This window comes from Streptosporangium sp. NPDC004631, assembly GCF_053601935.1.
This window is the reverse complement of the sequence record NZ_JBSGCR010000017.1, coordinates 106,548-132,181: the sequence shown is the minus strand read 5'-3', so window position 1 is coordinate 132,181 and position 25,634 is coordinate 106,548. Positions and strand designations below refer to the sequence as shown.

Annotated in this window: 20 protein-coding genes and 2 pseudogenes; 12 read left to right on the top strand and 10 right to left on the bottom strand. The window is 71.6% G+C overall.

Annotated elements, in window-relative coordinates; translation table 11 throughout:
* Nucleotides 1-196 precede the first annotated feature (196 nt).
* The gene (locus ACWEF2_RS19110; RefSeq protein WP_453816868.1) at nucleotides 197-451 is read left to right on the top strand and encodes a BldC family transcriptional regulator; all 255 of its coding nucleotides are present in this window, start codon (nucleotides 197-199) and stop codon (nucleotides 449-451) included.
* Nucleotides 452-544: 93 nt separating this feature from the next.
* Nucleotides 545-655: pseudogene (locus ACWEF2_RS19105) on the top strand (succinate dehydrogenase/fumarate reductase iron-sulfur subunit); the annotation flags it as partial.
* Between the two features lie 116 nt (nucleotides 656-771).
* Here ACWEF2_RS19105 and ACWEF2_RS19100 read toward each other — a convergent pair.
* A pseudogene (locus tag ACWEF2_RS19100) lies at nucleotides 772-903 on the bottom strand (IS30 family transposase); the annotation flags it as partial.
* A 108-nt stretch (nucleotides 904-1,011) separates the two neighbouring features.
* On the opposite strand from ACWEF2_RS19100, the gene ACWEF2_RS19095 reads away from it, so the two are divergent.
* From ACWEF2_RS19095 to ACWEF2_RS19085, 3 genes are all read left to right on the top strand, one after another.
* Entirely contained in the window at nucleotides 1,012-1,293 is a 282-nt protein-coding gene (locus tag ACWEF2_RS19095; RefSeq protein WP_453816866.1) for a heavy-metal-associated domain-containing protein, read from the top strand.
* A 142-nt stretch (nucleotides 1,294-1,435) separates the two neighbouring features.
* Complete coding sequence (locus ACWEF2_RS19090) at nucleotides 1,436-2,866, top strand: MFS transporter (protein ID WP_453816864.1); 1,431 nt, start codon at nucleotides 1,436-1,438, stop codon at nucleotides 2,864-2,866.
* 132 nt (nucleotides 2,867-2,998) lie between these two features.
* Nucleotides 2,999-3,280, top strand: a complete 282-nt coding sequence (locus tag ACWEF2_RS19085) for a metal-sensitive transcriptional regulator (RefSeq protein WP_453816863.1) — start codon at nucleotides 2,999-3,001, stop codon at nucleotides 3,278-3,280.
* Between the two features lie 245 nt (nucleotides 3,281-3,525).
* Here the strand turns inward: ACWEF2_RS19085 and ACWEF2_RS19080 are convergent, their stop codons facing one another.
* Nucleotides 3,526-4,083 carry a Clp protease N-terminal domain-containing protein gene (locus tag ACWEF2_RS19080; RefSeq protein ID WP_453816861.1) on the bottom strand — a complete coding sequence of 186 codons (558 nt, stop codon included), beginning with the start codon at nucleotides 4,081-4,083 and terminating at the stop codon, nucleotides 3,526-3,528.
* 2 nt (nucleotides 4,084-4,085) lie between these two features.
* Complete coding sequence (locus ACWEF2_RS19075; RefSeq protein ID WP_352071087.1) at nucleotides 4,086-4,319, bottom strand: RNA polymerase subunit sigma-70; 234 nt, start codon at nucleotides 4,317-4,319, stop codon at nucleotides 4,086-4,088.
* A 126-nt stretch (nucleotides 4,320-4,445) separates the two neighbouring features.
* On the opposite strand from ACWEF2_RS19075, the gene ACWEF2_RS19070 reads away from it, so the two are divergent.
* From ACWEF2_RS19070 to ACWEF2_RS19060, 3 genes are all read left to right on the top strand, one after another.
* On the top strand, nucleotides 4,446-6,209 hold the full coding sequence (locus tag ACWEF2_RS19070) for an ABC transporter ATP-binding protein (protein WP_453816858.1): 1,764 nt from the start codon (nucleotides 4,446-4,448) through the stop codon (nucleotides 6,207-6,209).
* On the top strand, nucleotides 6,206-7,951 hold the full coding sequence (locus ACWEF2_RS19065) for an ABC transporter ATP-binding protein (protein ID WP_453816856.1): 1,746 nt from the start codon (nucleotides 6,206-6,208) through the stop codon (nucleotides 7,949-7,951). Before ACWEF2_RS19070 ends, ACWEF2_RS19065 begins: the two co-directional genes overlap by 4 nt.
* Nucleotides 7,952-8,231: 280 nt before the next feature.
* Nucleotides 8,232-8,906: a hypothetical protein gene (locus ACWEF2_RS19060; protein ID WP_453816854.1), complete on the top strand. Its 675-nt coding sequence runs from the start codon at nucleotides 8,232-8,234 to the stop codon at nucleotides 8,904-8,906.
* 165 nt (nucleotides 8,907-9,071) lie between these two features.
* On the opposite strand, the gene ACWEF2_RS19055 is transcribed toward ACWEF2_RS19060, so the two are convergent.
* Nucleotides 9,072-11,132: a prolyl oligopeptidase family serine peptidase gene (locus tag ACWEF2_RS19055; protein WP_453816852.1), complete on the bottom strand. Its 2,061-nt coding sequence runs from the start codon at nucleotides 11,130-11,132 to the stop codon at nucleotides 9,072-9,074.
* Between the two features lie 83 nt (nucleotides 11,133-11,215).
* On the opposite strand from ACWEF2_RS19055, the gene ACWEF2_RS19050 reads away from it, so the two are divergent.
* From ACWEF2_RS19050 to ACWEF2_RS19035, 4 genes are read left to right on the top strand one after another with little or no spacing between them, the layout of a single operon-like run.
* Nucleotides 11,216-12,655: a glycosyltransferase family 39 protein gene (locus ACWEF2_RS19050; protein ID WP_453816850.1), complete on the top strand. Its 1,440-nt coding sequence runs from the start codon at nucleotides 11,216-11,218 to the stop codon at nucleotides 12,653-12,655.
* Entirely contained in the window at nucleotides 12,652-13,560 is a 909-nt protein-coding gene (mshB, locus tag ACWEF2_RS19045) for an N-acetyl-1-D-myo-inositol-2-amino-2-deoxy-alpha-D-glucopyranoside deacetylase (RefSeq protein WP_355598188.1), read from the top strand. Before ACWEF2_RS19050 ends, mshB begins: the two co-directional genes overlap by 4 nt.
* A gap of 5 nt (nucleotides 13,561-13,565) precedes the next feature.
* Nucleotides 13,566-14,012: a DUF6113 family protein gene (locus ACWEF2_RS19040; protein WP_453816847.1), complete on the top strand. Its 447-nt coding sequence runs from the start codon at nucleotides 13,566-13,568 to the stop codon at nucleotides 14,010-14,012.
* A 48-nt stretch (nucleotides 14,013-14,060) separates the two neighbouring features.
* Nucleotides 14,061-14,504, top strand: coding sequence for a hypothetical protein (locus ACWEF2_RS19035; protein WP_453816845.1), 444 nt, complete (start codon nucleotides 14,061-14,063; stop codon nucleotides 14,502-14,504).
* 179 nt (nucleotides 14,505-14,683) lie between these two features.
* On the opposite strand, the gene ACWEF2_RS19030 is transcribed toward ACWEF2_RS19035, so the two are convergent.
* The 6 genes from ACWEF2_RS19030 to ACWEF2_RS19005 form a co-directional block, all read right to left on the bottom strand.
* The gene (locus tag ACWEF2_RS19030) at nucleotides 14,684-17,221 is read right to left on the bottom strand and encodes a penicillin acylase family protein (RefSeq protein WP_453816873.1); all 2,538 of its coding nucleotides are present in this window, start codon (nucleotides 17,219-17,221) and stop codon (nucleotides 14,684-14,686) included.
* Between the two features lie 120 nt (nucleotides 17,222-17,341).
* Nucleotides 17,342-18,733 carry a cysteine--tRNA ligase gene (locus ACWEF2_RS19025; RefSeq protein WP_453816843.1) on the bottom strand — a complete coding sequence of 464 codons (1,392 nt, stop codon included), beginning with the start codon at nucleotides 18,731-18,733 and terminating at the stop codon, nucleotides 17,342-17,344.
* A gap of 16 nt (nucleotides 18,734-18,749) precedes the next feature.
* Nucleotides 18,750-20,597 (bottom strand): sigma factor-like helix-turn-helix DNA-binding protein, encoded by a 1,848-nt coding sequence (locus ACWEF2_RS19020; protein WP_453816841.1) that lies wholly within the window; start codon nucleotides 20,595-20,597, stop codon nucleotides 18,750-18,752.
* A 49-nt stretch (nucleotides 20,598-20,646) separates the two neighbouring features.
* Nucleotides 20,647-22,701 carry a UvrD-helicase domain-containing protein gene (locus ACWEF2_RS19015; protein WP_453816839.1) on the bottom strand — a complete coding sequence of 685 codons (2,055 nt, stop codon included), beginning with the start codon at nucleotides 22,699-22,701 and terminating at the stop codon, nucleotides 20,647-20,649.
* 3 nt (nucleotides 22,702-22,704) lie between these two features.
* Nucleotides 22,705-24,720 carry a hypothetical protein gene (locus ACWEF2_RS19010; protein WP_453816837.1) on the bottom strand — a complete coding sequence of 672 codons (2,016 nt, stop codon included), beginning with the start codon at nucleotides 24,718-24,720 and terminating at the stop codon, nucleotides 22,705-22,707.
* 123 nt (nucleotides 24,721-24,843) lie between these two features.
* Nucleotides 24,844-25,620: a class I SAM-dependent methyltransferase gene (locus tag ACWEF2_RS19005; RefSeq protein ID WP_453816835.1), complete on the bottom strand. Its 777-nt coding sequence runs from the start codon at nucleotides 25,618-25,620 to the stop codon at nucleotides 24,844-24,846.
* Nucleotides 25,621-25,634: the final 14 nt, after the last annotated feature.

The following is a 25,634-nucleotide window of genomic DNA, read 5'->3' as shown; positions in this document are numbered from 1 at the left end:
CCGGGCCGGAGGGGACCCGGGTCGCACCCCAACGCGGCCCTCTCCTGGAGGGGGAAGAGGGCCGCCCGCACCGGCCGGACCGCACCCATGGCCCGGCCGGTGCACCCCCCAACGCCCGGCCGGCCGCGCTCGCCGTACACACCGAGATCCTCGACTGCGTCCGCCCATACCCCCGACCCCCACCAGGAGATCCCCCATGCAAGGCATCAAGGTCATCGGTGGTGACGGCTCCGCCCTCATCACCCCCTTCCCCGTTCTCCCGCCCCGCTTCGAGGCGCTGCTCACCCCGACCGAGGTCGCGATCATGTTCCGTGTCGACCCCAAGACCGTCACCCGCTGGGCGAAGGCAGGAAGACTCACCAGCATCCGCACCCTCGGCGGACACCGCCGCTACCGCCAAGCAGAAGTCCTCGCACTCCTGGCAGACAGCACCCGGAAACGCGGCGAGTAACGAACCGCCGCCCCGGGGCGGCCCCTCCACCCCCGGACGGCTCGTGATTCGGGATCTCGTGCTGCTCCGGTTCACCCCCACGGGCGTGGGGAGGACGTGTCGCCCGACATGTCCTTCCTGGAGGTGCTCGACGTGCTCAACGAGCGTCTCATCCTGGAGGGGGACGAGCCGGTCGCCTTCGACCACGACTGCCTCAAGGGCATCCCGCTGGACACCATCGCCCAGATGAACCGCGACTACCTCAGGGTGTCCAAGTAGTCCCGTCGCCAAAGGCCCCGGCCACCTCGGGTGGATTCAAGGGGGCGTCGCGACAGCGATTATCAATCGGCGGTCGCCAGGAGTGCGGCAAGACGCTCGGCTGGGGGTTCCCCGCCGAGCGTCTTGCGTGGTCGGCCGTTCAACCTGGCGGCGATGGCGGCCGGGTGCTCGGGAGTGTGGACCGATAGGTCGCTATCCACGCTGCGGCCTTGGCGGACGTGTACGGGAATTGAACCCCCGGGGGGTATGTTAAAGTCGCAAGTCGAGGTACCCCGCTGGGGTACATATGAGAGGAGGACCTCATGTGCACGGCATGTGCGTGCGGCACCGCGGACTCCACCTCCGCGCAGGTGGAGACCAGCGGCGGAATCGCCTATCAGGTCAGCGGAATGACTTGCGGGCACTGCGTCTCCTCAGTCTCCGCTGAGGTCGGCAAGGTCGGCGGCGTCACCGGCGTCCAGGTCGATCTGGTCAGTGGCGCGGTCACCGTCAGCGGAGCGGGCTTCTCCGATGAGGAGATCCGCGCGGCGGTGGAGCAGGCAGGCTACGCCTTGGTCGAGACCTCGCCTGTCAGCGCTTCCTAGAGGGACGTCGCCTGGGCAAACAGATGGTGGGCGCGCATTGGCGTGCGCGCCCACCTGCGGGGCCGGTCCGAGTCGAATCACACCCAATCCCCTACGACGCATCCTGCCACTCGGCGGAGATGCGCGGAATCAGGAGTGCGGCATGAACGCCGTCAATCCACGCAGGTGGCAAGCACTCATCGTGCTCGCCACCGCGCAGTTCATGGTCATCATGGACACCTCCATCATCGGTGTCGCCCTGCCGGACATGCAGCGCGACCTCGGCTTCTCCCAGGGCAGCCTGCAGTGGGTCTTCAACGCCTATGTCATCGCCTTCGGCGGCCTGCTGCTGCTCGGCGGGCGGCTGTCGGACCTGTTCGGCGCCCGCAAGGTCTTCACCACCGGCTGGATCATCCTGATCGCCGGTTCCGTCGTCGCCGCGGCAGCGGGTAACGCCTGGGTGGAGATTCTCGGCCGCGGCGTCCAAGGGGTCGGCGGCGCGCTCATCGCCCCGGCTTCGATGACCCTGCTCATGATGCTCTTCGGGCACAATCCGCGCGAGCTGGGCAAGGCCATGGCTCTGTACGGTGCCGCAGCCCCGGCCGGCGGCACCGCCGGAGTGTTTCTCGGCGGCGTCATCACCGAGTATCTGAGCTGGCCGTGGGTGTTCATCGTCTATGTGCCGATCGGCGTGGCCACCCTGGCCTCGGTTCCGGCTCTGCTGCCCGCCGTCCAGGGCAAGCGCGGTTCGGTCGACGTGCTGGGCGCCATCGCGGTTACTGCGGGCATCGCCCTGGCCGTCTACACCATCGTGCGCGCTCCCGAGCAGGGCTGGAGTTCGGCTGCGACGCTGCTGGAGCTAGCCGGAGCCGTCGCGCTTCTGATCTTGTTCTTGGTGATCCAGCGCACTGTGCGCGAGCCCCTCATGCCGCTGGGCGTCTGGCGCACCCCTGGCCTGGCCACCGCCAACCTGGCGATGGCGCTGCTCGGCGCCGCCTGGATCCCGATGTGGTACTTCCTCAACCTCTACCTGCAGCAGGTGCTGGGCTATGGAGCCTTCCCCAGCGGTGCGGCGCTGCTGCCGATGACCATCGCCATCATGATCTTCATGATCGGAATCACCGCCAAGCTGCTCGGCCGGTTCGGTGCCAAGCCGCTCATCGCCGGTGGCCTGCTCGTCCTTGCCGCCGGGGTGGCGGGCCTATCCCTGGCCCGTCCGGACGGGGCATTCATCTCCGATGTGCTGCCCGCCTCGCTGATTGCCGCGGTCGGCATGTCCCTGGCCTACATCCCCGCGATGATGTCGGCCATGTCCGGGGTGCGGCCGCAGGAGAGCGGGCTGGCCTCCGGCATTGTCAACACCACCTACCAGGTCGGCTCGGCCCTCGGCCTGGCCGTCATGACCGCGATCGCCACCTCCCAGGGCGCCGCTGAGCTGGGGAATCTGCCCAGGCTGACCGACGGATTCCAGGGCGCTTTCATCGGCGCCGGGGCCGTGGCCGCCATAGGGGCCGCGCTCACCCTGCTGCTCATGCGCAAGGCCAAGTCGACGCCCACCGCCACCGACGCGCAGCGGGAAGCGGCGCGCGCCTGACACGGTTCGGGGGGTGTGACCTGGCACCCCTCTTCCGCTCTCCCCGCGGGTGCATCCAATTCACAAACCGCCTCTAATACCATAGGAGGGTATGGTATTAGAGGAGATGTGAAACTGAACGTAGGGGGGCAGATGCACGGATACGCCGACAACAAGCAGGATCACCTGCGGCGGCTGCGCCGGATCGAAGGTCAGGCCCGCGGTCTGCAGCGGATGGTCGAAGAAGACAAGTACTGCATCGACATCCTCACCCAGGTGTCGGCGGCCAGCCGCGCCCTGCAGTCCTTCGCCCTGGCCCTGCTGGAAGAGCATTTGGCGCACTGCGTGGCCGAAGCCACCGCCAAGGGCGGGCCCGAGGCCGAAGCCAAGATCAAGGAAGCCTCCGACGCCATCGCCCGCCTTGTCCGCTCCTGACCCACACATAGATCGCCCCGCCATCAGGTCGAACAGACGTGCATGGAGTGCCTGGCGATCGCCCTACTCGTCGTGGTTGGGCTGGACTCGCGCCGCCATCCGCGCCATTCGGGGCGCCGACTCGTACACCGGCATCGTCTTGACCATGTTGGCGAGGGGACTCTGCCTGTTCAGTATCTCGGCCAGGTCGAGCCGGGCCGAAGGATCGTTTCCGTCTCCTCGGAGGCGCGGTCAGGGCGTGGTTCTCAGTGGAGTTCTGTGACGATCTCCTGACGGAGGCTCGCCGGGTCGATGTCCGCGTCGGCGATGACGCGGCAGGCCAGGCCGCCGCCCCCGCGGAGGAGGCCGAGCAGGAGGTGCCCGTCGGCGATGTGCTTGTGCCGCAGGTGCATCGCCTCGCGCAGGGACAGTTCCAGGGTCTTCTTCGCCCGGGGGTCGAAGGGTGTGTGGCGACCGCTGAGCAGGCCCCGCCGGGTCGTCACGGGTTCGCGGTCCAGGGCGCCGGGGCCGAAGGCGGCCTCGACCTTCTCCCGGATGGCCGACAGGTCGATGCCGATGGATTCGAGGGCGTCGGCGTCGAGGGTGTCCCCGGGTTTCCGGGGGACGAGCCGGACGACGGCCCGGTAGGCCCGGTCGTGGTCGAGGCTGTGCCGGCCCAGCACGCGGGCCGACAAGGTGCCGGGCTGCTGGAGCAGGCCGAGCAGGATGTGCTCGGTGCCCACGGAGCGGTGACGCAGCCGCCGCGCGTTCTCCTGGGCGAGGATCACCGCCTGGCGGGCGTCCCGGTGGAACCGTTCGAACATGATCACTTCTCCCGTCTCAGCAGGCCCCGGCCGCCCGCGTACTTCTTGTGAACCGCCTGCCGGGTCACTTCCAGGCAGTAGGCGATCTCCTGCCAGGACCACCCCTGTTCTCTGGCGTTCTCCACCTGAAGGGCCTCCAGTCGATCGACCAGCATCCGCAGTGCCCGTACGGCCCGCAGGCCGACGGCCGGATCGCGGCTGCCGGCGTCGGAGGCCAGCTGTGCCGTATCGCTCATGTATGTCAATTTAGGTTGACGCGGCAGATTTGTCAACCTAAATTGACGTCTTCGCGTGCCGGCGGCGTCTCAAGGTCAGAAAACGGTTTGCCAGGGAAGGCTGGGTTTTGTCAGCCTGGAGGGGCTATGCGCTCCCTACCTGTCGGCGATCCCGGCACTCCTGACGCCCGCAGCCCGGTCCGATATCTGATCTGGGTGGCCCGCAGGCAGAGGGGCTACCTGCTCATCGGCATCGGCTACGCCACCCTGTGGTGGCTCACGATGGCGCTTGTGCCGGCCGTGATGGGCAAGGGCATCGACGCGATCACCGCCAAGGACGTGCCCGCCCTGCTCACCTGGGCCGCGGTGCTGTCCGGTCTCGGCGCCGTGCAGGCGGTCGCCGGTATCCTGCGGCACCGGATGGCCGTCTACAACTGGCTGAGCGCCGCCTACCGGACGGTCCAGGTCACCGTCAGGCAGGCGACCAGGCTGGGCGCGACGCTGCCCAAGCGGATGTCCACCGGCGAGGTGGTCAGCGTCGGCAACTCCGACATCGCCCACATCGGCAACGCGGTGGACATCCTGCTCCGGGGCGTCGGCGCGATCGTCGCCATCGGCGCGGTCACCGTCATCCTCATCAGGACCTCGACGCCACTGGGCCTGACCGTGCTGATCGGCGTGCCGATCATGGCCGCCGCGGTCGGCCCCCTGCTCAAGCCGCTGCACCGGCGCCAGCACGCCCACCGCGACCTGCAGGGCGAGCTGTCCACCCGCGCCGCCGACATCGTCGCCGGTCTGCGCGTGCTGCGCGGCATCGGCGGCGAGCAGGTCTTCGCCGACCGCTACACCGGCGAGTCCCAGCGGGTACGGCACGCCGGCGTGCGGGTGGCGGCCGTGGAGTCGGTGCTGGAGGGCGCGCAGATCCTGCTGCCCGGCCTGCTGATCGCCGGGGTGACCTGGCTGGGCGCGACCTTCGCGATCCGGGGTGAGATCACCGCCGGCCAGCTCGTCGCCTTTTACGGCTACGCGGTCTTCCTGATCGCCCCCCTGCGGACGCTCACCGAGGCGGCCGACAAGCTGACCAAGGGACACGTGGCCGCCCGCCGGGTGGTGCGCATCCTCCAGCTGGAGCCGGAGGTGACCGGTGGCGCCGGCCACTCGGCCGGTGGCCTGCTCCGCGACGTGGCCTCGGGTGTCGGGGTCCGCCCCGGCGTGTTCACCGCCGTCGTGGCGGCCGTCCCCGAGGAGGCGGTCACGATCGCCGACCGGCTCGGCGGCTACGCCGACGGCGACGTGGACTTCGGCGACGTGCCGCTGAGCACCCTGCCGATCGCCGAGGTCCGCAGCCGGATCCTGGTGGCCGACAACGACGCCAGGCTGTTCGCCGGTGCGCTCAGAGACGAGCTGGACGTCACCGGCCGCGCCTCCGACACCGAGATCGCCGCCGCGCTGCGCGCCGCGTGCGCCGAGGACATCGTCGAGGCGCTCCCCGGCGGCCTCGACGGGCGCGTCGCCGAGTCGGGCCAGGAGTTCTCCGGCGGCCAGCGGCAGCGGCTACGGCTGGCCAGGGCGTTGACCGCCGACCCCGAGGTGCTCATCCTCATCGAGCCGACCAGCGCGGTGGACGCCCACAGTGAGGCGCGCATCGCCGGCCGGCTGGCCAAGGCCCGCGTCGGCCGGACCACGCTGGTCTGCACGACCAGCCCGCTGGTGCTCGACCGCACCGACCAGGTGATCTACGTGGAGGACGGCCTCGTGCGCGCCCAGGGAACACACCGGGACCTGCTGGCCGTCGACCCGGACTACCGGGCCGTCGTCACCAGGGGAGAGGATCTCGCGGACGAGCGGGTGGCCGGGTCCGGGGCGCCCGCCGCCGCCGGTTGCGGGGTACGGGGCGAGGAGAGCGCATGAGCAGGCAGATCCTCCCGGTCGCCGACCGGGCGCAGGTACGGGCGTACGCCCGCGGACTCACCCTGAAGTATCCCGGGGCGCTGACGGTGGCGCTGGGCCTGCACGCCCTGGCCGCCGTCGCCGGACTGGCCGTGCCGTGGCTGCTCGGCCGGCTGGTTCAGAACGTCCAGGACGGCACCGGGGCCGACGTCACCGCGGTCGCCCTGGGCATCGCCGGTTTCCTGGTCCTGCAGGGGGTGCTGGTCAGGTTCGCCGTCTACGCCTCCTCCAGGCTCGGGGAGAAGGTCCTCGCCGAGCTGCGCCAGGAGTTCGTCGTCCGGGTGCTCGGCCTGCCGCTGTCCACCGTCGAGCGCGCCGGATCGGGCGACCTGATCAGCCGGACCTCCCGGGACGTGGACTCGCTGTCGCGCACCGTACGGCACGCCGTACCGGAGACCATGATCGCCCTGGTCACCTGTGTGATCACCGTCGGCGCGCTGCTGCTGACCGGGCCGCTGCTCGTACTGCCCTCGCTGCTGGCCGTACCGATCCTGTGGATCTCCACCCGGTGGTACCTCAAGCGGGCGCGGGACGGTTACCTGCGGGAGAGCGCCGCCTACGCGGACATGACCGACGGCCTGACCGAGACGGTCAACGGCGCCCGCGCCGTGGAGGCGCTGGGCCTGCAGGAGCGGCGGCACCGCCGTACCGACGCCGACATCGCCGAGTCGTGGGCCGCCGAACGCTACACCCTCGGGCTGCGCACGGTCTGGTTCCCGGCGGTCGAGCTCGGCTACGTCATCCCGATCGTGGCCACGCTGGTCGCCGGTGGCCTGTTCTACGCCCAGGGCTGGGTCACACTGGCCCAGGTCACCGCGGCCACGCTCTACGTCCAGCAGCTCATCGACCCGCTCGACCGGCTGCTGATGTGGATCGACGAGCTCCAGGTGGGCGGGGCCTCCATGGCCCGGCTGCTGGGCGTCGCCGAGGTGCCCGACGACCGCGAGACCGGCTCGGCCGTCCCCGAGGGGAGGGAACTGCTGGCCACCGGCGTCCGCTACGCCTATCGCGAGGGCCACGACGTGCTGCACGGCATCGACCTGCTGGTCGAGCCGGGGGAGCGGCTGGCCATGGTCGGCCCGTCGGGCGCGGGCAAGTCCACGCTGGGCCGCCTGCTCGCCGGTATCCACGGGCCGCGCGCCGGCTCGGTCACGGTCGGCGGCGCCCCGCTGGTCGCGCTCCCGCTGGACGACCTGCGCGGCCAGGTGGCTCTGGTGACCCAGGAGCACCACGTGTTCCGCGGCACACTGCGCGACAACGTGCTGATCGCCCGCCCGGAGGCCGGGGAGTCCGAGATCCGGGCCGCGCTGGAGGCCGTGGACGCCTGGGAGTGGATCGCCGCCCTGCCCGCCGGGCTGGAGACGTCCGTCGGCTCCGGCGGCGAACCGGTCTCGCCCGCCCAGGCGCAGCAGCTCGCCCTCGCCCGCCTGGTCCTGGCCGACCCGCACACTCTGGTCCTCGACGAGGCCACCTCACTCCTCGACCCCAGGGCCGCCCGCTCCCTGGAGCGCTCGCTGGCCGCCGTCCTGGAGGGCCGCACGGTGATCGCCATCGCCCACCGGCTCCACACGGCCCACGACGCCGACCGGGTCGCGGTGATCGAGGACGGCCGGATCAGCGAACTCGGCTCCCACCACGAACTCGTCACGGCCGCGGGCTCCTACGCCGCCCTGTGGCGCAGCTGGCACGGCACGGCCGGCTGACCTCACACCGGTCGACCGGTTCCGGGAACGGCGCGGCTCCGTCGCGGCCGAGTGGACCGACGGGCTCGGCGACGAGGAGCGTGAGCCCGATGTCCGGTACGTGTGGCGACCGGGGGCGTGACGGCCGGTGGCCGGAGGCCCGAGGACGGGGTTCTGACGCCCCGGCGAAGGTGAGGAGCCCGCTTACGGCTCGGAACGGCCGTGGAGGGCTACGATGATCCATCGCTGACAGTGGTCGGCCGAACACGTGTAGTCACAACAGTGAAAGAGGTGCCACCTCGTGTCATCCGAATCGAACGAGCCCGTCGTGGGCGGCGTGGGCGCCGGCCGGCGTGTGGTGCTGGGCAGGTTCCTGGCCACCGCCGCCTTCGTCGTCCCCGCCGTCCTGTCCGGCCCGGGTGTCGCCATGGCCTCGGCCTGCGGACCGTGGGCCTGCACGACCTCAGGTGTCGCCGGTTCGCATCCGGTGACCACCGTGGACAGGGTGCCGCCCGCGGACAAGGTGCCGTCGGCGGGAAAGCCGCGTCCCGGCGTCACCTCGTCGCCCGCACCGTCTCCCACGCCCGAGGCGCGGCAGCCGGGCGCGAAGCAGCCCGGTGGGCCGGACGCCGTGAAGCAGCCCGGCTCGAACGGCGGGAAGCAGCCCGGTGGGTCGGACGGCGTGAAGCAGCCCGGTTCGAACGGCGGGAAGTCGCGGAACGACAGTGAGAGCGCGACCGGCAGTGGCAGGGGCGGCGGCAGGGACGCGGGCAGGGGCGGCGGCAAGAACGGCGGCAGGAGCGGGGACGTCGGCAGAAAGGACGCCGGCCGCGTCGACCGGGCCGACGACTCCGACGACTCCGACGACCCCGGCGTCTCCAACGACGGCAGGGACACCGAGAGCCTCGACGGCAAGGTCGGCAAGGTCGGCAAGGTCGTGAAGAAGCCGGCCGAGGGCTGGGGGCGGTCCGACTAGAGAGGACGTCGGGAAGACCCTGGAATATCTCAGCCCGGCGGGCCGGGGCGCGCGTCCCCGGCCCGCCACGTCGAAAGGGGCGGTACCGGCGTCCCGGTACCGCCCCCTCGCCGATTCAGATGGTTCAGGTGAGAAAACTCCCGGTTCGGAGGGAGGCTCTCCGGATCAGGCGAGGGCTCTCTTCAGGAAGTCGACCTGAAGCAGCAGCAGGTTCTCCGCCACGACCTCCTGGGGGGTCATGTGGGTGACGCCGGACAGCGGCAGGACGGTGTGCGGGCGGCCCGCGGCCAGTAGCGCGGAGGACAGGCGCAGAGTGTGGGCGGCGACCACGTTGTCGTCGGCCAGTCCGTGGATCAGCATGAGCGGGCGGTCCAGCTTCTCGGCGTCGGCGAGCAGGGACGGCGAGTCGTAGTGCCCCTCGTCCGGGTGGCCGAGGTAACGCTCGGTGTAGCAGGTGTCGTACAGGCGCCAGTCGGTCACCGGGGCTCCGGCGATGGCCGCGTGGAAGACGTCCGGACGGCGCAGTACGGCCAGGGCCGCCAGGAAGCCGCCGAAGGACCAGCCCCGGATGCCGACCCGGGACAGGTCCAGGTCGTCGGGGAACTGCGCGGCGGCGCCCTGGAGGGCGTCCACCTGGTCCTCCAGAACGGGTGTGGCCAGGTCGTGCAGGACGCTCCGCTCGAACTCCGGCCCCCGCCCCGGGGTGCCCCGGCCGTCGGCCACGACCACCGCGAAGCCCTGGTCGGCGAACCACTGACTGGTCAGGAAGGCGCCCGAGGCGGCCAGGACGCGCTGGGCGTGCGGCCCGCCGTAGGGGTCCAGGAGGACCGGCAGTCTCGCCGAACCCGGCACGTGCCCCGACGGGAGGAGCACGGCGGTGGCCAGGTCGCGCTTGCCGGTGCGGATCAGGGAGACCCGCAGGTCCAGGCCGGGCCGTTCGGCGTGGGAGGCGATGTGGCCGACGGGCTTGCCGTGGTGGAGGACACGCGTCACCGCCCCCTCGTCGCCGAGGGTCTGGCCGGTGACCACGAGGGTGCCGCCCGCCGTGTGGCCGTTGTAGACGCCGCTCTCGGCCGGGCTGACCAGCGTGATGCCGCCGTCCCGGTAAGCCCACAGGGCGATCTCGGTGGGCTCCCCGCTGGCGCGGAACAGCACGGCGTCGCCGTCGATGTCCAGGACCTCGCGGACCTGGAGGGTGGGCGGCGTGACGGGCTCGTCGCCGATGATCAGGCGGTGGCCGCCGCCGTCGGAGGCGACCCAGACCAGGCTGCCGTCGGACAGGTGACCGGGGACGCCGACGACGATGTCGACCCACGCGGGGTCGGTGTCCTCGCGGACCACGGTCGAGGTGCCCGTGGCCGGGTCGACGGCGAGCAGGCGCATGGTCTTCTGATCGCGGGTCAGGGTGACGATCGACAGGCCGTGGGTGTCCCAGGAGGCGGTGACCAGGTATTCGTCGTCGAAGGGGACGGGGACGCGGGCACCGCTCAGGGTCAGCACGAACAGCTCGACCGTGGCGTTCGCCGTACCGGCCGCGGGGTAACGCTGCTCGGTGACGGGCCTGGCCGGGTTGGCCGGGTCGGCGATGTGCCACTTGCCCACCGGGGACTCGTCGGCCCGTTCGACCAGTACCGCGTCGCCCGACGGGGACCACCAGTAGCCCCGCATCCGGTCCATCTCCTCGGCGGCGATGAACTCGGCCAGGCCGTACGTCACCTCGGGCGACTCGGGGCGGGCCAGCGCGTGGTCGACCTCGTCCTCCAGGTCCTGGATGTGGAAGGCGCCACCCGTCACGTAGCCCACGTGGACACCGTTCGGGGAGACCCTCGGATCGATCACCGCCCCGGGGGTCTTCAGCCGGCGTACCTGCCGGGTCTTCAGGTTGGCGACGTATAGTCCGCCGGAGAGCGCGAACACCGCGGTGGTCACCGCGGCGTCGGTGCTGTAGGCGACGATGCCCCCGGCCTGCTCGCGGCTGCGTTCGCGGCGTGCCCGTTCCTCGGGAGGCAGGTCCTCATCATCGACGGCCATGGCACGCGGGTCGGCGATCAGCCGCTCGGTGCCGCTTGCGACGTCGAACTCCCACAGGCAGGTGACCGGATCGGAGCCGCCTTTCGTCCTCAGGAAGACGATGCGTGCGCCGTCCGGGGCGATGGTGAATCCACGCGGAGCGCCAAGGGTGAATCGGCGGGTTCTGGCGTGGAGACGAGGAAAACTCTCACTCATGTGAGTCATCTTGCCAGTCCCAACCGTATCGCGGTTTCCCGATGATGCCCCAAAGAGCCTGATCTTCCAAGAAACTTGGACGAGTGACGCTTACCGCGCGAACCCTTCGCTCTCCTGCGATACCCGCCATACTGGCGTTCACGATCGCGCTCTGGAGAATCGACGTCCCCTCCTTCTGGCGGGACGAGTCGGTGAGCGTCATGGCGGCGACCATGCCGCTCGGCGAACTGTGGGAACTGCTCCATCACATCGACGCCGTTCACGCGCTGTACTACCTCCTGCTGCGGCCGTTCGCCGCCTTCGACGGGGAGTTCGCGGCCCGCCTGCCCTCGGCGCTCGCGGTCGCCGCCGCCGCGTTCGGTGTCGCGGCCATCGGGCGCAGGTCGGCGGCGCCCCGGACGGGGGCCGAGGCGGGGATGGAGGCGAGGCCGGGGGCGGAGGCGGAGGCCGGGCTGTTCGCCGGGCTGATCTACGCGGTACTGCCCATGGTCAGCCGCTACGGGCAGGAGGCGCGGAGCTACGCCCTGGTCAGCGCGGTGGCGGTCGCGGCCACCTGGGTTCTGCTCGGTGAGCGCCGGTCACGCTATGTCGGGTACGGCCTGCTGGTGGCCCTCCTCGGCTGGTTCCACCTCTACGCGCTGCTCCTGCTGCCCGCGCACGCCGTCGTCGTCGCCCGCGGGCGAGGGCGAGGGGAGATCGTCCCGTGGTCCGTCTCGGTGGCCGGGGCCGGGCTGCTGCTCGCGCCGCTCGCGGTCGTCGCCTCCGGGCAGCGCGACGAGCAGCTCTTCTGGCTGAAGGTGCCGGGCCTCGGCGATCTGGCGGGGTTCGGCGTGGAGATGGTGGGAGGCGGGCAGCCGTGGCGGGCCACGCTCCTGCCCGCGCTCCTCCTCGCCCTGCTCGTCGCCCTGGTCCTGCTCGGAGCCTGGTACGGCCGGCGCTCCCGGACGGAGCCGGAGACGGGGGCGGGGACGCCTTCTCCGGCGGCGGTGGCGGTGCCCTGGCTGCTCCTCCCGGTGGCGCTCTCCTTCCTGATCTCCCAGGTGTATCCGGTCTACAACGCGCGCTACGTCATGTTCGTGCTCCCGGCCGTCGCGCTGCTGGCCGGGGTGGGCCTGGTCGCGCTCCGCCGGGCCCCGCTCCGCTGGGCGGTCCTCGCCGTCCTGGTGGCCCTCTCGGCCACCGCCCACCTCGCCGTCCGCGAGCCCGCCGCCCGTCCCGACGACCTCCGCACCCTGGCCGCCGAGCTGAGCATCCGGGAGCGGCCGGGCGACGCCGTGCTCTACATGCCCGAGCGCTTCCGGCTGTTCGTCGCGGTGTACGGCGAGCCGTACGACAGGCTGGGCCCGCCGGGGCCGGGGGCCGACCGGGTGTGGCTGGTCTCGCGGCGTGTCCTGGGTACCGAGTGGCTGGAGGATCCCCGGCTGAGGGAGCTCAAGCGGGACTTCCGCAAAACTGGTCAAACCCGGATATCCGGGGCGGTTCGCATCACCCTCTACACCAGGCGGTTACCCTCGGAGGCATGAATGACCGCCGTCTGCTGCTCGTGCACGCCCACCCCGACGACGAGACGATCGGCAGCGGGGCCACCATGGCCAGATACGCCGCCGAGGGTGCCCAGGTCACGCTGGTCACCTGCACGCTCGGTGAGGAGGGCGAGGTCATCCCGCCCGAGCTGGCCCACCTGGCGGCCGACCGGGAGGACACCCTGGGCGGGCACCGCGTCGGCGAACTCGCCGCGGCCTGCGCGGCCCTCGGCGTCACCGACCACCGCTTTCTCGGCGGACCCGGCCGCTGGCGCGACTCCGGCATGATGGGCGTCGCCTCCAACCACCGCGCCGACGCCTTCTGGCAGGCCGATCTGGACGAGGCCGCGGCGGAGCTGGTCAAGGTCATCCGTGAGGTGCGGCCCCAGGTGCTCGTCACCTATGACGAGAACGGCTTCTACGGCCATCCCGACCACATCCAGGCGTACCGCGTCTCCTGGCGGGCCTTCGAACTGGCCGCCGACCCGGCGTTCGGCGAGGGTGAGCCGTGGCGGATCGCCAAGTTCTACTTCACCGCGATGGCCAGATCGGTGCTGCGCCGGGTCGCCGAGGCGATGCGCGAGGCCGACCTGCCGTTCCTCACCGAGGACACCGTCGACGACCTGCCGTTCGGCTGCGCGGACGAGGAGGTCACCACCGAGATCGACGCCCGCGCCCAGGTCGGCCGGAAACTCGACGCGATGCGGGCGCACGCCACCCAGATCAGCGTGGACGCGCCCTGGTTCGCGCTCTCCAACAACGTCGGTCAGGAGGCGCTCGGGGTGGAGCACTTCATTCTGCGCGCGGGGACGGCGGGGGCGACCGGTCCGTCAGTGGCGATCGAGGTGGGAGGGCTCGGCGAGCCGTACAAGCTTGAAGACGATCTCTTCGCCGGGATCGACTAGCCTCGATGGTTGTGACGGAGCAGGCCCAGGAGGTGGAGCGGCCCTCGGAGGGCGTGATCACCGCGGCTGTGTACGCCGTGCTCGTCATGCTCGGCCTCGTGATGGGGGTCGTCGGGGCGTTCCAGCACTCGTGGTACGTCTGGCCCGTCCCGGTCTCGGCCGGCTGCTGCGTCCTGGTGCTGTTCGCCGTCTGCTCCGGCGCCGGGCGGGCGATGCGCGGCAGAGCGGCGGCGCTGGTGCCCGCGGCGGCCTGGCTGGTGGTCACAATGATCTTCCTGGGCGGCCGGCCGGAGGGCGATGTGGTGATCGCCAACAACCTGGCCGGCTACCTCTACCTCTACGGCGGTCTGGCCGCGATCCTGGCGGCCGTCCTGCTCACGCCCGCCTCGGGCGGTGGCTCCTGGCTCCTGCGCCGGCCCCCGTACGGCTCACGCCCGGCCGACCCGAGGTAAGCCCGTACGGGCCTGTCGCGGCCCGGTCCGATGGCGGACAATCCCGGTATGCAGCGGTCGCATCGGATACGCCGGACACTCAACTACCTGAACCTGTCGACGCCGCTGGGGTTGCTGGTGGCACGTCTCGGCCGGGCCCGGACGGCGCCGGGGCCCGGCGGGCTGATCCTGGCGTACGGCTACCGCGTCCCGTTCCCGCCTGCCGGGGCGTTCACCGTCGGCAACGTGGTGCTGACCAGGTGGGAGGAGGGCTGTCTCAGCGGCGGCCTGCTCAGGCACGAGGACCGGCACGCCTCCCAGTACATGTTCTGCGCCGGTCTGCCGATGCTCCCGCTCTATCTCGCGGCGATGGCCGTCTCGGTGCTGGTCTGCGGCGACCGGGCGTCCTGGAACCTCTTCGAGCGGCTCGCGAACCTGGAGGACGGGAACTACGTCCGCAGATCGCCCTGGTGGCTCCGCGGGAGGTCCCCGCGCGGGAACGGTCCCCAATAGCCCGAGGGCGCCGGGGACCGAATCCCCCTGGAAGGAGGGAACCGGCCCCGGCGCCCTCCAGGTTCCACAGGGCCTCGGGGCTTGGGGCTCGGGGGGCCGGGAGGGGGCTGGGGACTTCGGGATCTTGGAAGGGGCTGGGGCCTCGGAAGGGTTTCGAGGACTCGGGAGGGGCTCGGGGATCAGGGGGTGAGGGTCAGGATGTGGACGGCCGCCTTCCTGACGGCCTCCTCGCCCGAGAGCATGGGGATGGTCTTCCCGCTCGCCCAGAGCGACGCCTGGTCCCAGTAGTTGTCGTGGAAGGCGTGGCCGGACGCGCCGGTCAGGTTGATCCACTGGGACCCGTCCAGGTCGGCCAGGTCCACGATCATCCGCATGGACGGCAGCCAGTCCACCGAGTAGCCCTCCTGGACGTTCCAGCCGGCGGCGTTCACCGCGTCGTCGTTTCCGGGCACCGGGAACGGGCCCCGGTTGAACAGCCACTCGACCGGGCCGATCCCCGAGACGCCGAACGTCTGGCTGGTGAGCCTGAGGGTGTGCAGGTCACCCCAGCGCCAGCTCTTCACGTCGGGGCCGAGACGGGCGGTCAGCTCGTCGTAGGCCAGCGCCATGGCACGCCGGAGCATGTCGTCGCGGGTCTCCGTCCGCGGGGTCCGCGTGTCGTCCCAGAACGGGTCGTCCACCTTGCCGAGCATGACGCGGACCACTTCGAACCAGCGGTCGCCGCCGGTCGGCAGGGCACCGGCCGGCAGGTCGTCGTTGAAGGTCTCGACGAGCAGGTTCCGCCAGACGGCGTTGAAGTACATCGCCGCGCCCGAGCCGGCGTCCTGGGAGCCGTCCCAGCCGGCCAGCAGATCCAGCGCCTCCCTGGCGCCGCCGGTCACCTTCAGGGCCGTCAGCCTGGGCGTCAGGAACTCGGCGAAGCCGTTGTGCGTGTCCTGCTGCACCCTGCTCATGGTCGCGACGTCCACCTTGCCCTTCTTCAGCTCGGCTTTGAGGCGGTCCAGGATGCGCTGGGAGCGGTAGCCGTACGACCAGTCCTTGGTGATCATGTGGGGGTAGCGTCCGGGGTCGACGACCGCGTTGTTGGCGGTCACGATGTATCCCTCGGGCGGGTTGTAGACGCTGGGCAGGTCGTTGAAGGGAACGACGGACTGCCAGCCGTACTCCCCGGTCCAGCCGGGCACCGGCCAGGTGCCGTCGCCCTGGGTCCGCACCGGGATCCGGCCCGGCGCCTGGTAGCCGATGTTGCCCTGGACGTCGGCGTAGACGAGGTTCTGCGACGGGACGTCGAACCTGCTCGCCGCGGCCCGGAACTCCGGCCAGTCGCGTGCGGCGTTGAGCTCGAAGATCGCGTCGGCGGTCCGGCTCGGCTCCAGGGCCGTCCACTTGAGCGCGACCGCGTCCGCCCGCTCCTTGAAGATCGTGGCCGCCCCCGGCAGCGTGTCCTTCGCGCCCTGCATGACGTCGGAGATGATCGGCCCGTGCATGGTGTCGCGGACCCTGAGCAGCACCGGGTCACCCCCGGCCACCTGGATCGTCTCGACCCTGGTGGTGAGCGGTTTCCACTCGCCCATGAACAGGTAGGAGTCGTCCTTCACCCGCTCCAGATACAGGTCGGCGACGTCCGGGCCGAGGTTGGTGAAGCCCCAGGAGATGCGGTCGTTGTGACCGATGACGACGCCGGGCAGGCCGGCGAAGGTGAACCCGGTCACGTCGAACGGGCACGCGGCGGTCCTGGTACGGCAGTGCAGCCCGGCCTGGTACCAGACCGAGGGCAGGGCGGCCGACAGGTGCGGGTCGTTGGCCAGCAGCGGTTTGCCGGAGGTGGTGTGCCGGCCGTCGACGACCCAGGAGTTCGAGCCGATGCCGCTGCCGCCCCCGGGGTCGCCCATCAGGCTGGGAACGGCCCGGATGGCCTCGGAGGCCCGGGTCAGCGCGGCCGGGTCCGGCGGTGGCGGGTCCGGCGGCGGGGCGTCCTTGTGCGGTTCCTCGTCCTGGTTGAATCCGTGCTCGGTCACCGACCCCCGGGTGACGATCGGCCGGTGGGTCTCGAAGGGGTAGCCGGGCCAGAGCTGCTCGACCCGATCGCGGGGCAGCCTGCTCGCCGCGAGCGCGCGGCCGATCTCGTCCGACAGGTTGGAGCGCAGGTCCCAGGCCATGGCCTTGAGCCAGGAGACGGAGTCCGCGGGGGTCCACGGCTCGGGCTGGTAGCCGGAGTCGGTGAATTTGAGCAGTCCGTACTCCAGGCCCTTGCCGATCGAGCCCCGGTGCTCCTCCATCCAGGAGTTCACGCCCTTGGCGTAGGCGTCCAGGTAGCGCCGGGTCTGCTCGGAGAGCATCGGCAGCTCCCGCTCGGCGACCTTCCGCCAGCCGAGGGTCCGGACGACCTTGTCCTCGACGAGCGTCGAGGGGCCGAACATCTCCGACAGCCGTCCCGCCGTCACGTGCCGGCGGAAGTCCATCTCGAAGAAGCGGTCCTGGGCGTGCACGTAGCCCTGGGCGAGGAACAGGTCCTCGGGGGAGTCCGCATAGATATGCGGAATACCGATTTTATCGCGGTAAACAGTGACTCTTCCCATTAAGCCTTCCGCCTTGAGCTCACCGGAGAGCTGGGGAAAGGACGCGCGCACGGCCCATACGCCGGCCCCGGCGAGGGCCAGCCCGAGTATCACCAGAACGGTCAGCGCCCGTGAGAGCCACCTGAGCGGGCGAGGCATCCAGGCATACGGCTGGAACTTCACAAACACCTCCCATACCGCGTGTTTAAACAAGTTTGGCAGTACCTTGACGCCAAAACGCCTCTTTCGGGCCCACGAGTACGCCGTCCCCGGGCCTCCTCAGTCCCGCAGGTCCGACCAGGTCTGGCCCTCGGGGGTGTCCGTGACCCGCACCCCGAGGCCGGCCAGTCCGTCGCGGAGACGGTCGGAGGCGGCCCAGTCCCCGGCCTCGCGCGCCCGCACGCGCTGTTCGAGCAGCTCGGCGGCGCCCGGTGGAAGGCTGCTGGATCTGCCGATGTCGGCCGAGAGGTCCAGGCCGAGGATGTGGTCCAGATGGAGGAACGCCTCGAAGCGGGAGCCCGGCGTGGCCGAGTCGTCGAGCTCCAGCTCGCGCAGCAGGCGCAGGGCCAGCGGGGTGTCGAGGTCGTCGTCGAAGGCGGCCTCGATCCGGGAGACCCGCTCCACCGGCATCGGGCGGCTCGGCGACTCCGCCCACCCGGCGACCCGGGAACGCCAGCGCCTCAGGGTCTGGTCGGCGGCCCGCAGGGTGTCCCAGGTGAGGTTCATCCGCCGGCGGTGCCGATGCTCCAGCAGGGCCAGCCGTACGGCCAGCGGGTCCAGGCCCGCCGCCGTCACGTCGGAGAGCAGGACCACGTTGCCGGTGGACTCGGCCATCGTGCGCCCGTCGAAGAGCAGGTGCTCGCCGTGGACCCAGTGCCCGACCACCTCGTGCCCGGCGGCGGCGTCCGACTGGGCGCGCTCGTCCTCGTGGTGCGGGAAGCGCAGGTCGATCCCGCCGGTGTGCACGTCGACGCGCTCGCCGAGGAACCGCAGCGACACCGCGGAGCACTCGATGTGCCGGCCGGGAAGGCCCCGGCCCCACGGGGTCTCCCAGGCCGTCTCGCGGTCCGAGGGCCTCCACAGGGCCCAGTCGGCGTGGAAGCGCTTGCGCGGGTCGACGCCCTCGGCGCGGTGGCCGGGCCTCAGCCGGTCGAGGCGGTTGCCGGAGATCTCGCCGTAGCCGGGGAAGGATGCCGCGTCGAAGAAGACCGACCCGTCGGGGACGGCGTAGGCGTGTCCCTTGGAGATCAGTTTGGCGATCATCTCGACCATCGGGCCGATCGTCTCGGTCGCCCTGGGGGAGTGCTCGGGGGGCCGGATGTTCAGCGCGGCGGTGTCCGCCAGGAAGGCGTCCTCGTAGAACCGCGCGATCTCCAGCGCGGTCCGTCCCCCGGCCCGCGTCCGGGCCGGGGTCTTGTCCTCACCCCCCGGGGCGATCTCGGCGTCGTCCACCAGGTGCCCGACGTCGGTGATGTTCCGGCAGACGACCACTCGGATCCGGTTCCGCTCGCAGACCCGCCTGATCAGGTCGGAGAGCAGGTAGGAGCGGAGGTCGCCCACGTGCGCGCGGCGGTGGACGGTCGGCCCGCAGGTGTACATCCGCATTGATCGGGCCCCCGGGGGGACGACCGGTTCGATCTGGCGGTGCCGGGTGTCATACAGCCGCAACATGATCCGAGCCTACTTCTCAGGTGGGGCCCTCCAGGAAGGCCAGGATGTCGCGGTCGCCGCGGTCGCGGAGCCGGGCGACGACGTCCTCGCGGGCCGCGCCGTCGGGCAGGCCGATACGGGCGCCGATGAGACGGACGCCCTCGGCCTCCGAGGTGACCGGCGCGGTGTAGCCGATCAGGTGCAGCGCCCGGTTCAGCGCCGGCAGGCCGGACGCGGCGGCGGGGAGGTAGCGGGTCAGGAGTTCGCCGCCGTCGGAGACCGTCAGGAAGACGTGGTCGCCCTCGGCCGCGTTGGCGGCGACCAGGATCGGGCGGACCGACCCCATGGTCGGCTGGTTGTGCCAGCTGATCACCACGTCGCCCGACGGGGTGGAGGCGGTCAGCTGGCCGCCGGGGGCCATGCCCAGATGCGCGGCGAAGCCGGTGGGCAGCGGGGAGCCTGAGCCGCGCAGGTGCTCGGCGTTGACGTCCACCCGGTGCCACCAGCGCCCGTCGCGGCTGCGGAAACAGCGACGGGTCGCCGAGACGTCCCGGCGCGGCTGGTAGTCGGCCTGCTCGGCACCGGCCACCCGGATCCAGCCGCGCTGGGTGCGCTCGAAGCCGGGGCCGCCCGCGTAGGCGCGGACCGAGCTCTCGCTCACGTCGTAGCGCGAGGTGAGGTTGGTGACGATCGTGTTGACCGACGCCTCGCCGTTGGCCCGCTCGATCTCCCGGACGATCATCTCCCTGATGCCCAGGTACTGCTCGCCGCCCCAGCGGGTCAGGCCGTACTTGTTCCGGTCCAGCCGCAGGAAGCGGTCGTCGGCGGTGAGCTGGTTCCGGATGCCGACGAGACTGTAGTCCTCGCCGATGCGCTCCTGGATCTCCTCGGGGGTCAGCGCGCTGCCGGTCACCGCGAGCACGGCCTCGGCCTTGTCGTTGACGCTGCGCGGCCACGGCACCACGTGCCTGTCCAGGAGCCGGAGCTGCGGCACGGCGATGAGCCACCGCTCGGCCACGTCCTCGCGGATGCCGAGCTGGCTGACCAGCGTGACGGCCTCCTCCAGGGGGCGGGGCCCGTCGGTGAACAGCTGCCGCGTCTTCTCCCGCAGCTCGTCGGCGCCGCCCGCCACCAGCCAGCCGTCCACCTGGTCGTAGCCGGTCAGCAGGGTCCGCACGAACCGCCAGGCCGGGATCCCCAGGGTGGCGAGGTCGCCGCGGTGCCACGGCACCGCGGCGGCCAGGTCGTCCGCGGGAACGGCGGAGCCCAGCCGGCCCCGCAGCCAGGACACGTGGGCGACCAGCGGGGCCGCGTCCTCGCCGGCCAGCCAGGACTCGACGTGGTCGCGCAGGTCGCGCTCGATCTGCCGGATGCGCTCCCTGGTCACCGAGAACCGCTGGGCCAGGTCGTCGAGCGTGGCCCGCTGCGAGGCGTACAGCCGGTCCCTGGCGATGGCCCGCTGCCGATCGTCCAGGGCCGCGAAGACCTCATTGATCAACTCGGGCAGCGGCCGGTCGGGCCGGGTGGGACGGACCTGGGCGACGCTCTCCTCGGTGACGGGTTCGAGGAGATGCTCCAGCACGCCGGTGAACAGTTTGTGCACCACCTCGCGCCCCAGCCCCTCCGGCGTGCGGACGCTCGCCGCCGGGTCGGCGAACCTGAGCAGAGGCAGGACGTCGCCGAGCATCAGATGTCCCCAGCACGTCAGGGCCAGATCGGCCAGACGTCCGGCGACCTCTGAGGTCCCGATGGTGGAGCAGGCCCGGTCGAGCGGAAGCGCCTGCCACCACGCCTCGGGGAGACGGGGGTCGTTCGCGATGGGCGCTACCTGGCCGGGAGAGGTCCAGCGCAGGGGTGGCGCGATGTCGCTCAGGCTGAGGTTCATTGGGGTCCAACCGGCAAAGGGGAATATATCCGCAGTTCAGAGTATGTGGTCAGGTGGGAAGGAAGGGGCTGGCGCGCCCGGAGTGAGAGACGTAGAGAAGCTCCCTGGCCCGGGTGCAGGCCACGTACAGCAGGCCGCGCTCGCGCTGGAGGTCGTGTGCCCGTGCCCCCGGATCCTCGTCGGCCGGGGTGAGGGAGTCGGGGGCGGGCACGATGCCGTCGGCCACGCCGATCACGGCGACCCGGCGGAACTCCAGCCCCTTCATGCCGTGCAACGTCGTCACCCTCACCCCCAGCTCACGCAGGGCGGTGCGGGCGTCACGCACCAGGCTCGCACTCCTGGCGGCCACCCCGATCTCCCGGGAGGGCACCCCGTCCTTCACCCACTGTCCCACCTGTGCGACCAGACCGGTCAGCTCTTCCTCCGGTGAATCGTAGGCTCGGACCATCGGCCGAGGCCCGTGCCGCGTCGCGCGGAAGCCGTACAGCTCCTGGACCACGTCCACCAGCCCGTCGGCGGGGCCGCCTCCGCGCAGCCGTACCCCCCAGGAGAGGATCTCCTGGGGAAGCCGGTACGACACCTGCAACCGGTGCCTGATCGCGTCGATCCCGACGGAGCCGAGCGTCACCCGCGTGTCGAAGATGCGCTGGTGCGGGTCGCCCACGATGAACAGGTCGTCGCGGGCGTGCGGCACCGCCGCGCGCAGCAGCCGCCACTGGGCGGGGTGCATGTCCTGCGCCTCGTCCACCACGATGTGCCGGTACGGCCCCCGCCTCGGCTCGTCCTCCAGCAGATCCCCGGTCGTCCGGCCGAGCAGCAGGGACGCCTCGGCGGCCAGCTGGAGCAGGGTGCGCTTACCGCGCTCCCGCAGCCGTCCGACGACGTGCTCCATGGCCCGCCAGGCGGCGACGCGCTCCGGCCCCGACAGCTCGACGCCGCGCCCGGCGCGGGACGCGCCCAGATACTCCTCCAGGGTGCGCAGGTTCTGCGCCAGCACCACCTGCTCCCATTCGCGCAGCAGGAAGGCGGGGCTGTGGCCGGTGTCCGTCTCCCGCCAGAGCGCGGTCAGCTCGGCGGCCCCGGCCAGCGCGGGCGCCCGGCCCTCGGCGTCGGCGACGACGCGGTGGGCCAGCCGGTCCACGTTGCCGACCTCGACCCGCCCGCGGATCACCTCGTCCTCGATCAGGACGTCCAGGCGGTTGGCGAGTTCGGTGCTCAACTGCTGGGAGAAGGTGACGAGCAGGATCGGACCGGCTCCGCGCCCGGCCAGGAAGGCCGACCTGTGCAGCGCGACCAGGGACTTGCCGGTGCCCGCGCCGCCGATCACCAGCACCGGCTGCTCGTAGGACTCCCACTGGGCCAGCCGGTGCTGCGGCGGATGCAGGAACACGCACCAGTCGGGTGCGTCGAGCACGTGGTTCAGCTCGCGCGGGCTGCCGACGAAGACGGCGCGGTCCGGGCTGCGCCGCAACGCCGCCGCCAGGTCCTCCGGATCGACCGGGTCCTTGCTGGGAGCGATCGCGCGGCAGGCCTCCAGCTCCCGCCAGGCCCCGGCCACCGACTCCCCCCTGGCCAGCGCGGCCAGCGGCTCGTACTGCGTCGGGGGCAGCAGCGGCTCCAGCGCCTCCAGGATCAGCTCGTCGGTGATCTGCCGGACCAGCGGCAGGAACCGGGGGTCGATGCCGAGCGCGATCATGTCGGTGTCACAGGTGTCGGAGAAGAGCCGGGCGGAGGAGGACTCGGCGGCCCTGCGCACGGCGGGCTCCACCCGCTCCAGCGCCGCGGCGTCCCACACCTCGACCACGCCGAGCGCGGTGTTGACCCCGAAGCGGTGACTTCGCGCGTAGGCCGACGCCTCGGCGTCCGGTAACACGGTCAGCAGCCAGTAGACGTCCCGCTGCTTGACCACGACCCCGCGGTGGCCGCCGGCCAGGCGCAGGGTGGCGACCCGGGGATCCCTGGCCCCCCTGACGCGCTCCGGGTACGGCGCGCCCGCCACGTTCTGCATGAATCGGCGCACCGCGACCACGACGTCCTGGCGCACCGGCTTGGCCAGGGCGCCGAGTTCCGCTGGGAACTCCGGGGAGATGGCGAGTCGGGGCATCGGCTAGGCCATCAGGGACAGCAGATCGCGGTCCCCGCGCTCTCGTAGCCGGCCGAGAAGGTCGGGCAGGCTCACCGGACCGGTCATGCCGACCCGGGTCGCGATGACCCGGCCGGCCTGTTCCTGGGTTCCCCCCGGCGCCGTGTAGCCGACCAGCCGCAGGGCCCGCGCGATCGGTTCCACCTCCTCGCCCGCCGTCGGCAGGTGCCTGGCCCGCAGCACCCCCTCGTCGGACAGGGTCAGGAACAGGTGGCTTCCCTGCTTGGCGCCCACGTCCTCCAGCAGCGTCCTGAGCGACTCCAGGACCGGGCGTTCCCGCCAGCTCAGCGCGATCTCGCCCACCGCGCTCTGGACCCTGCTCGCGGTACCGGGCGACATGCCGAGGTAGGAGGCGAATCCGGTGGGCAGCGCGCACTCGGTGCCCTGTATGTGCTCGGTGGTGATGTCGATTCTGAGCCACCATCGGCCGTCCGGCTGCCTGAAGCAGCGCCGGGTCAGTGAGACGTCCTTCAGGGGGCGAAACGGGGCGACCGCCGGTTCCCGCCCCGGTTCACCGCCCGCTGCGCCGACCGTCTTGCCCGCCGGTCCCGGTGGGTTCCCCCGGCCGTTGCCGTTGCCCTTGTCGCCGCCGGCCCGCTGGGGGGCCTGCTGGCCGGCGCCCAGGATGCGGAGCTGGGGGACGTTCTCCAGCCACTCCTTGGACACCTCGGGGTGGATGCCGAGGGAGGTGACCAGCTTGAGGGCCTTGGTCATGGTCAGTGGGGGCTTGGCGCCGCTGATCACGTCTCTGGTGTGGTGGCGCAGTTCGGCGATGTCGCCGTCCACCAGCCACTCGTCGACCAGGTGGTAGCCGGAGAGAGTGGCCAGCACGAACTGCCAGGCGGGCACGTCGAGGGAGTGCAGCTCGCGGACGTGCCAGGAGGCCGCGGTGACCAGGCGCGATTTGGGCGCCGCCTTGCCGAGGGCGTTCCTGACCTCGGTCAGATGGTCCCGGTACGGCGCCGCCTCATCCGAGGCGAGCCACTCCCCGAGCCGCCGGCGCAGGTCGGCCTCGGCCTCGTCGATGACCTCGGGCCTCACCCCGAAGAGCTTGGCCAGCGCCTCAACGGTGGCCGGGACGTCGCTGAACACCCTGTTCTGCGCGACGGCCCAGCTCTTGTCGTCCAGGTCGGCGAAGGCGCCGTCCAGTAGCGCGTGCAGGCCGCCGGGGCGCCTCTCCTCCCCTCCGGCGTTCGGCGGGGCCTTCCCGGCCCTGCGGGGGGAGGCGGCCGGTCGGGCGTCCGAGGTGTCCGGGGCCGGCGGCCCGTCCGGTGTGGAGGGAACCCCCCCGGATCCGGGGGCGATCCCCGGGGCCGCACTCCCCTGAACGGCACCTTCCGGAACGCCACCCTCCGGAACCGCGCTCTCCGGGAGAGCGGTCTCCGGAACGGCACCCTCCGGGCTGACGGCCCCCGGGGCGGCGGTCTTCGGGGCCGCGCCCTCTGGAGCCGCGGTCTTCGGGACCGCGGTCTTCGAGGCTGAGGTCTCCGGAGCGGCCGTCTCCGGAGCGGCGGCGCCGGAGGGCGCCGCCACCTCCGCGCCGGAGGGCACCACGAGGGCCCCCGAGCGGGAGGCGACGCCGGAGACCGGCTGGGCCATGCGGCTGAAGACCGCGGCGAACAGCGCGTTCAGCACCGGGAGCGGCTGGATGAAGGGCTGGTCGCGCAGCTCGTGGCCGGTGAGGGCGAGCAGGCCGGACCAGGAGCCCGTGCGGTCGAGGGCGATGGCCGTGCAGGGCTCGTCGGCCTCCTCCGGATCCAGCGCGTACAGGGCCGGCAGGATGTCTCCCACGGCGGCGGCCGGCCAGTGTTCCAGGGCGACCCGGGAGAGGATCCCGGCCAGCCGTTCCGGGCTCAGCACCGCGAGCACGCGGGCCATCGGCAGGCTCCGCCACCAGGCGTCCGGAAGCTCCGGTTGATCACGTAGAAGTGGGATCGTGGCCGCGTCGCTCCAGCGCAGCGGCGGCACGAGGTCACTCAAACAGAAATTCATCCGTTCCCTTCACCAGCCCCTCAAGCCGCCCGAGTCACTCCACGTCGCCGGGGAACGAGACTCATGGAACAGACCATAGTCTGGCAAATCGCCCCAGCGCATCGGGTCTGGTCAGCGGCGTACCGCCGCGAACCGGAGTCGTACGTAGTCGGCCATCCATCCCGTCTCCCGGCGCAGAGCGGGGGCGGCCAACTCGTTCACCCGGCGGAGCAATAACTCGGCCAGGTCTGCGGGCACTCCCTGAAGCAGGGAGCCGGCGAACATCCGTACCCAGTCCGCGGCTCCGCCGGGGCACTCGTCCAGTGGGGTGGGCCGGTCGAAGTACTCCAGCAGCCGGACGGTGAACCCGCCCTTCTCCAGACGGGTGGCGTACTCGGCCGGACTGGGGAAGTACCACGGCAGGTCGGGCTCGGGGAGCCCGTGTTCCCGCCAGGAGGTGAGCAGGGCGGCGATGAGCGCGGCGCAGTTGCCCGCGCCGCCCATCTCCGCCACGAACCGGCCGCCCGGGGTCAGTGCCTCCCGCACGCCGGATATCACCGCGTCCGGTTCGCGGCTCATCCAGTGCAGGGCCGCGTTGGAGAAGACCGCGTCGTACGGCTCGGCGACCGTGAAGTCATGGCCGTCTCCCACGATGAAGTCCAGCCCCGGATACTGGGTCCTGGCCTTCTCGATCATCTCCTGGGATCCGTCCGCGCCCAGGACGCGGGCACCCCGGGAGCTGATCTCGGCGGTCAGCACCCCGGTGCCGCAGCCGAGATCCACGATGCGCTCCCCAGGCCGCGGGTCGAGCAGGTCGACCAGGGGGGCGCCGTACGTCGAGACGTAACCAAAGCCGCTGTCATAGGCGCGAGCGTTCCACCTCATCGGGGTCGGGGTGTCGTATCGCAAGACGATCAGCTCAC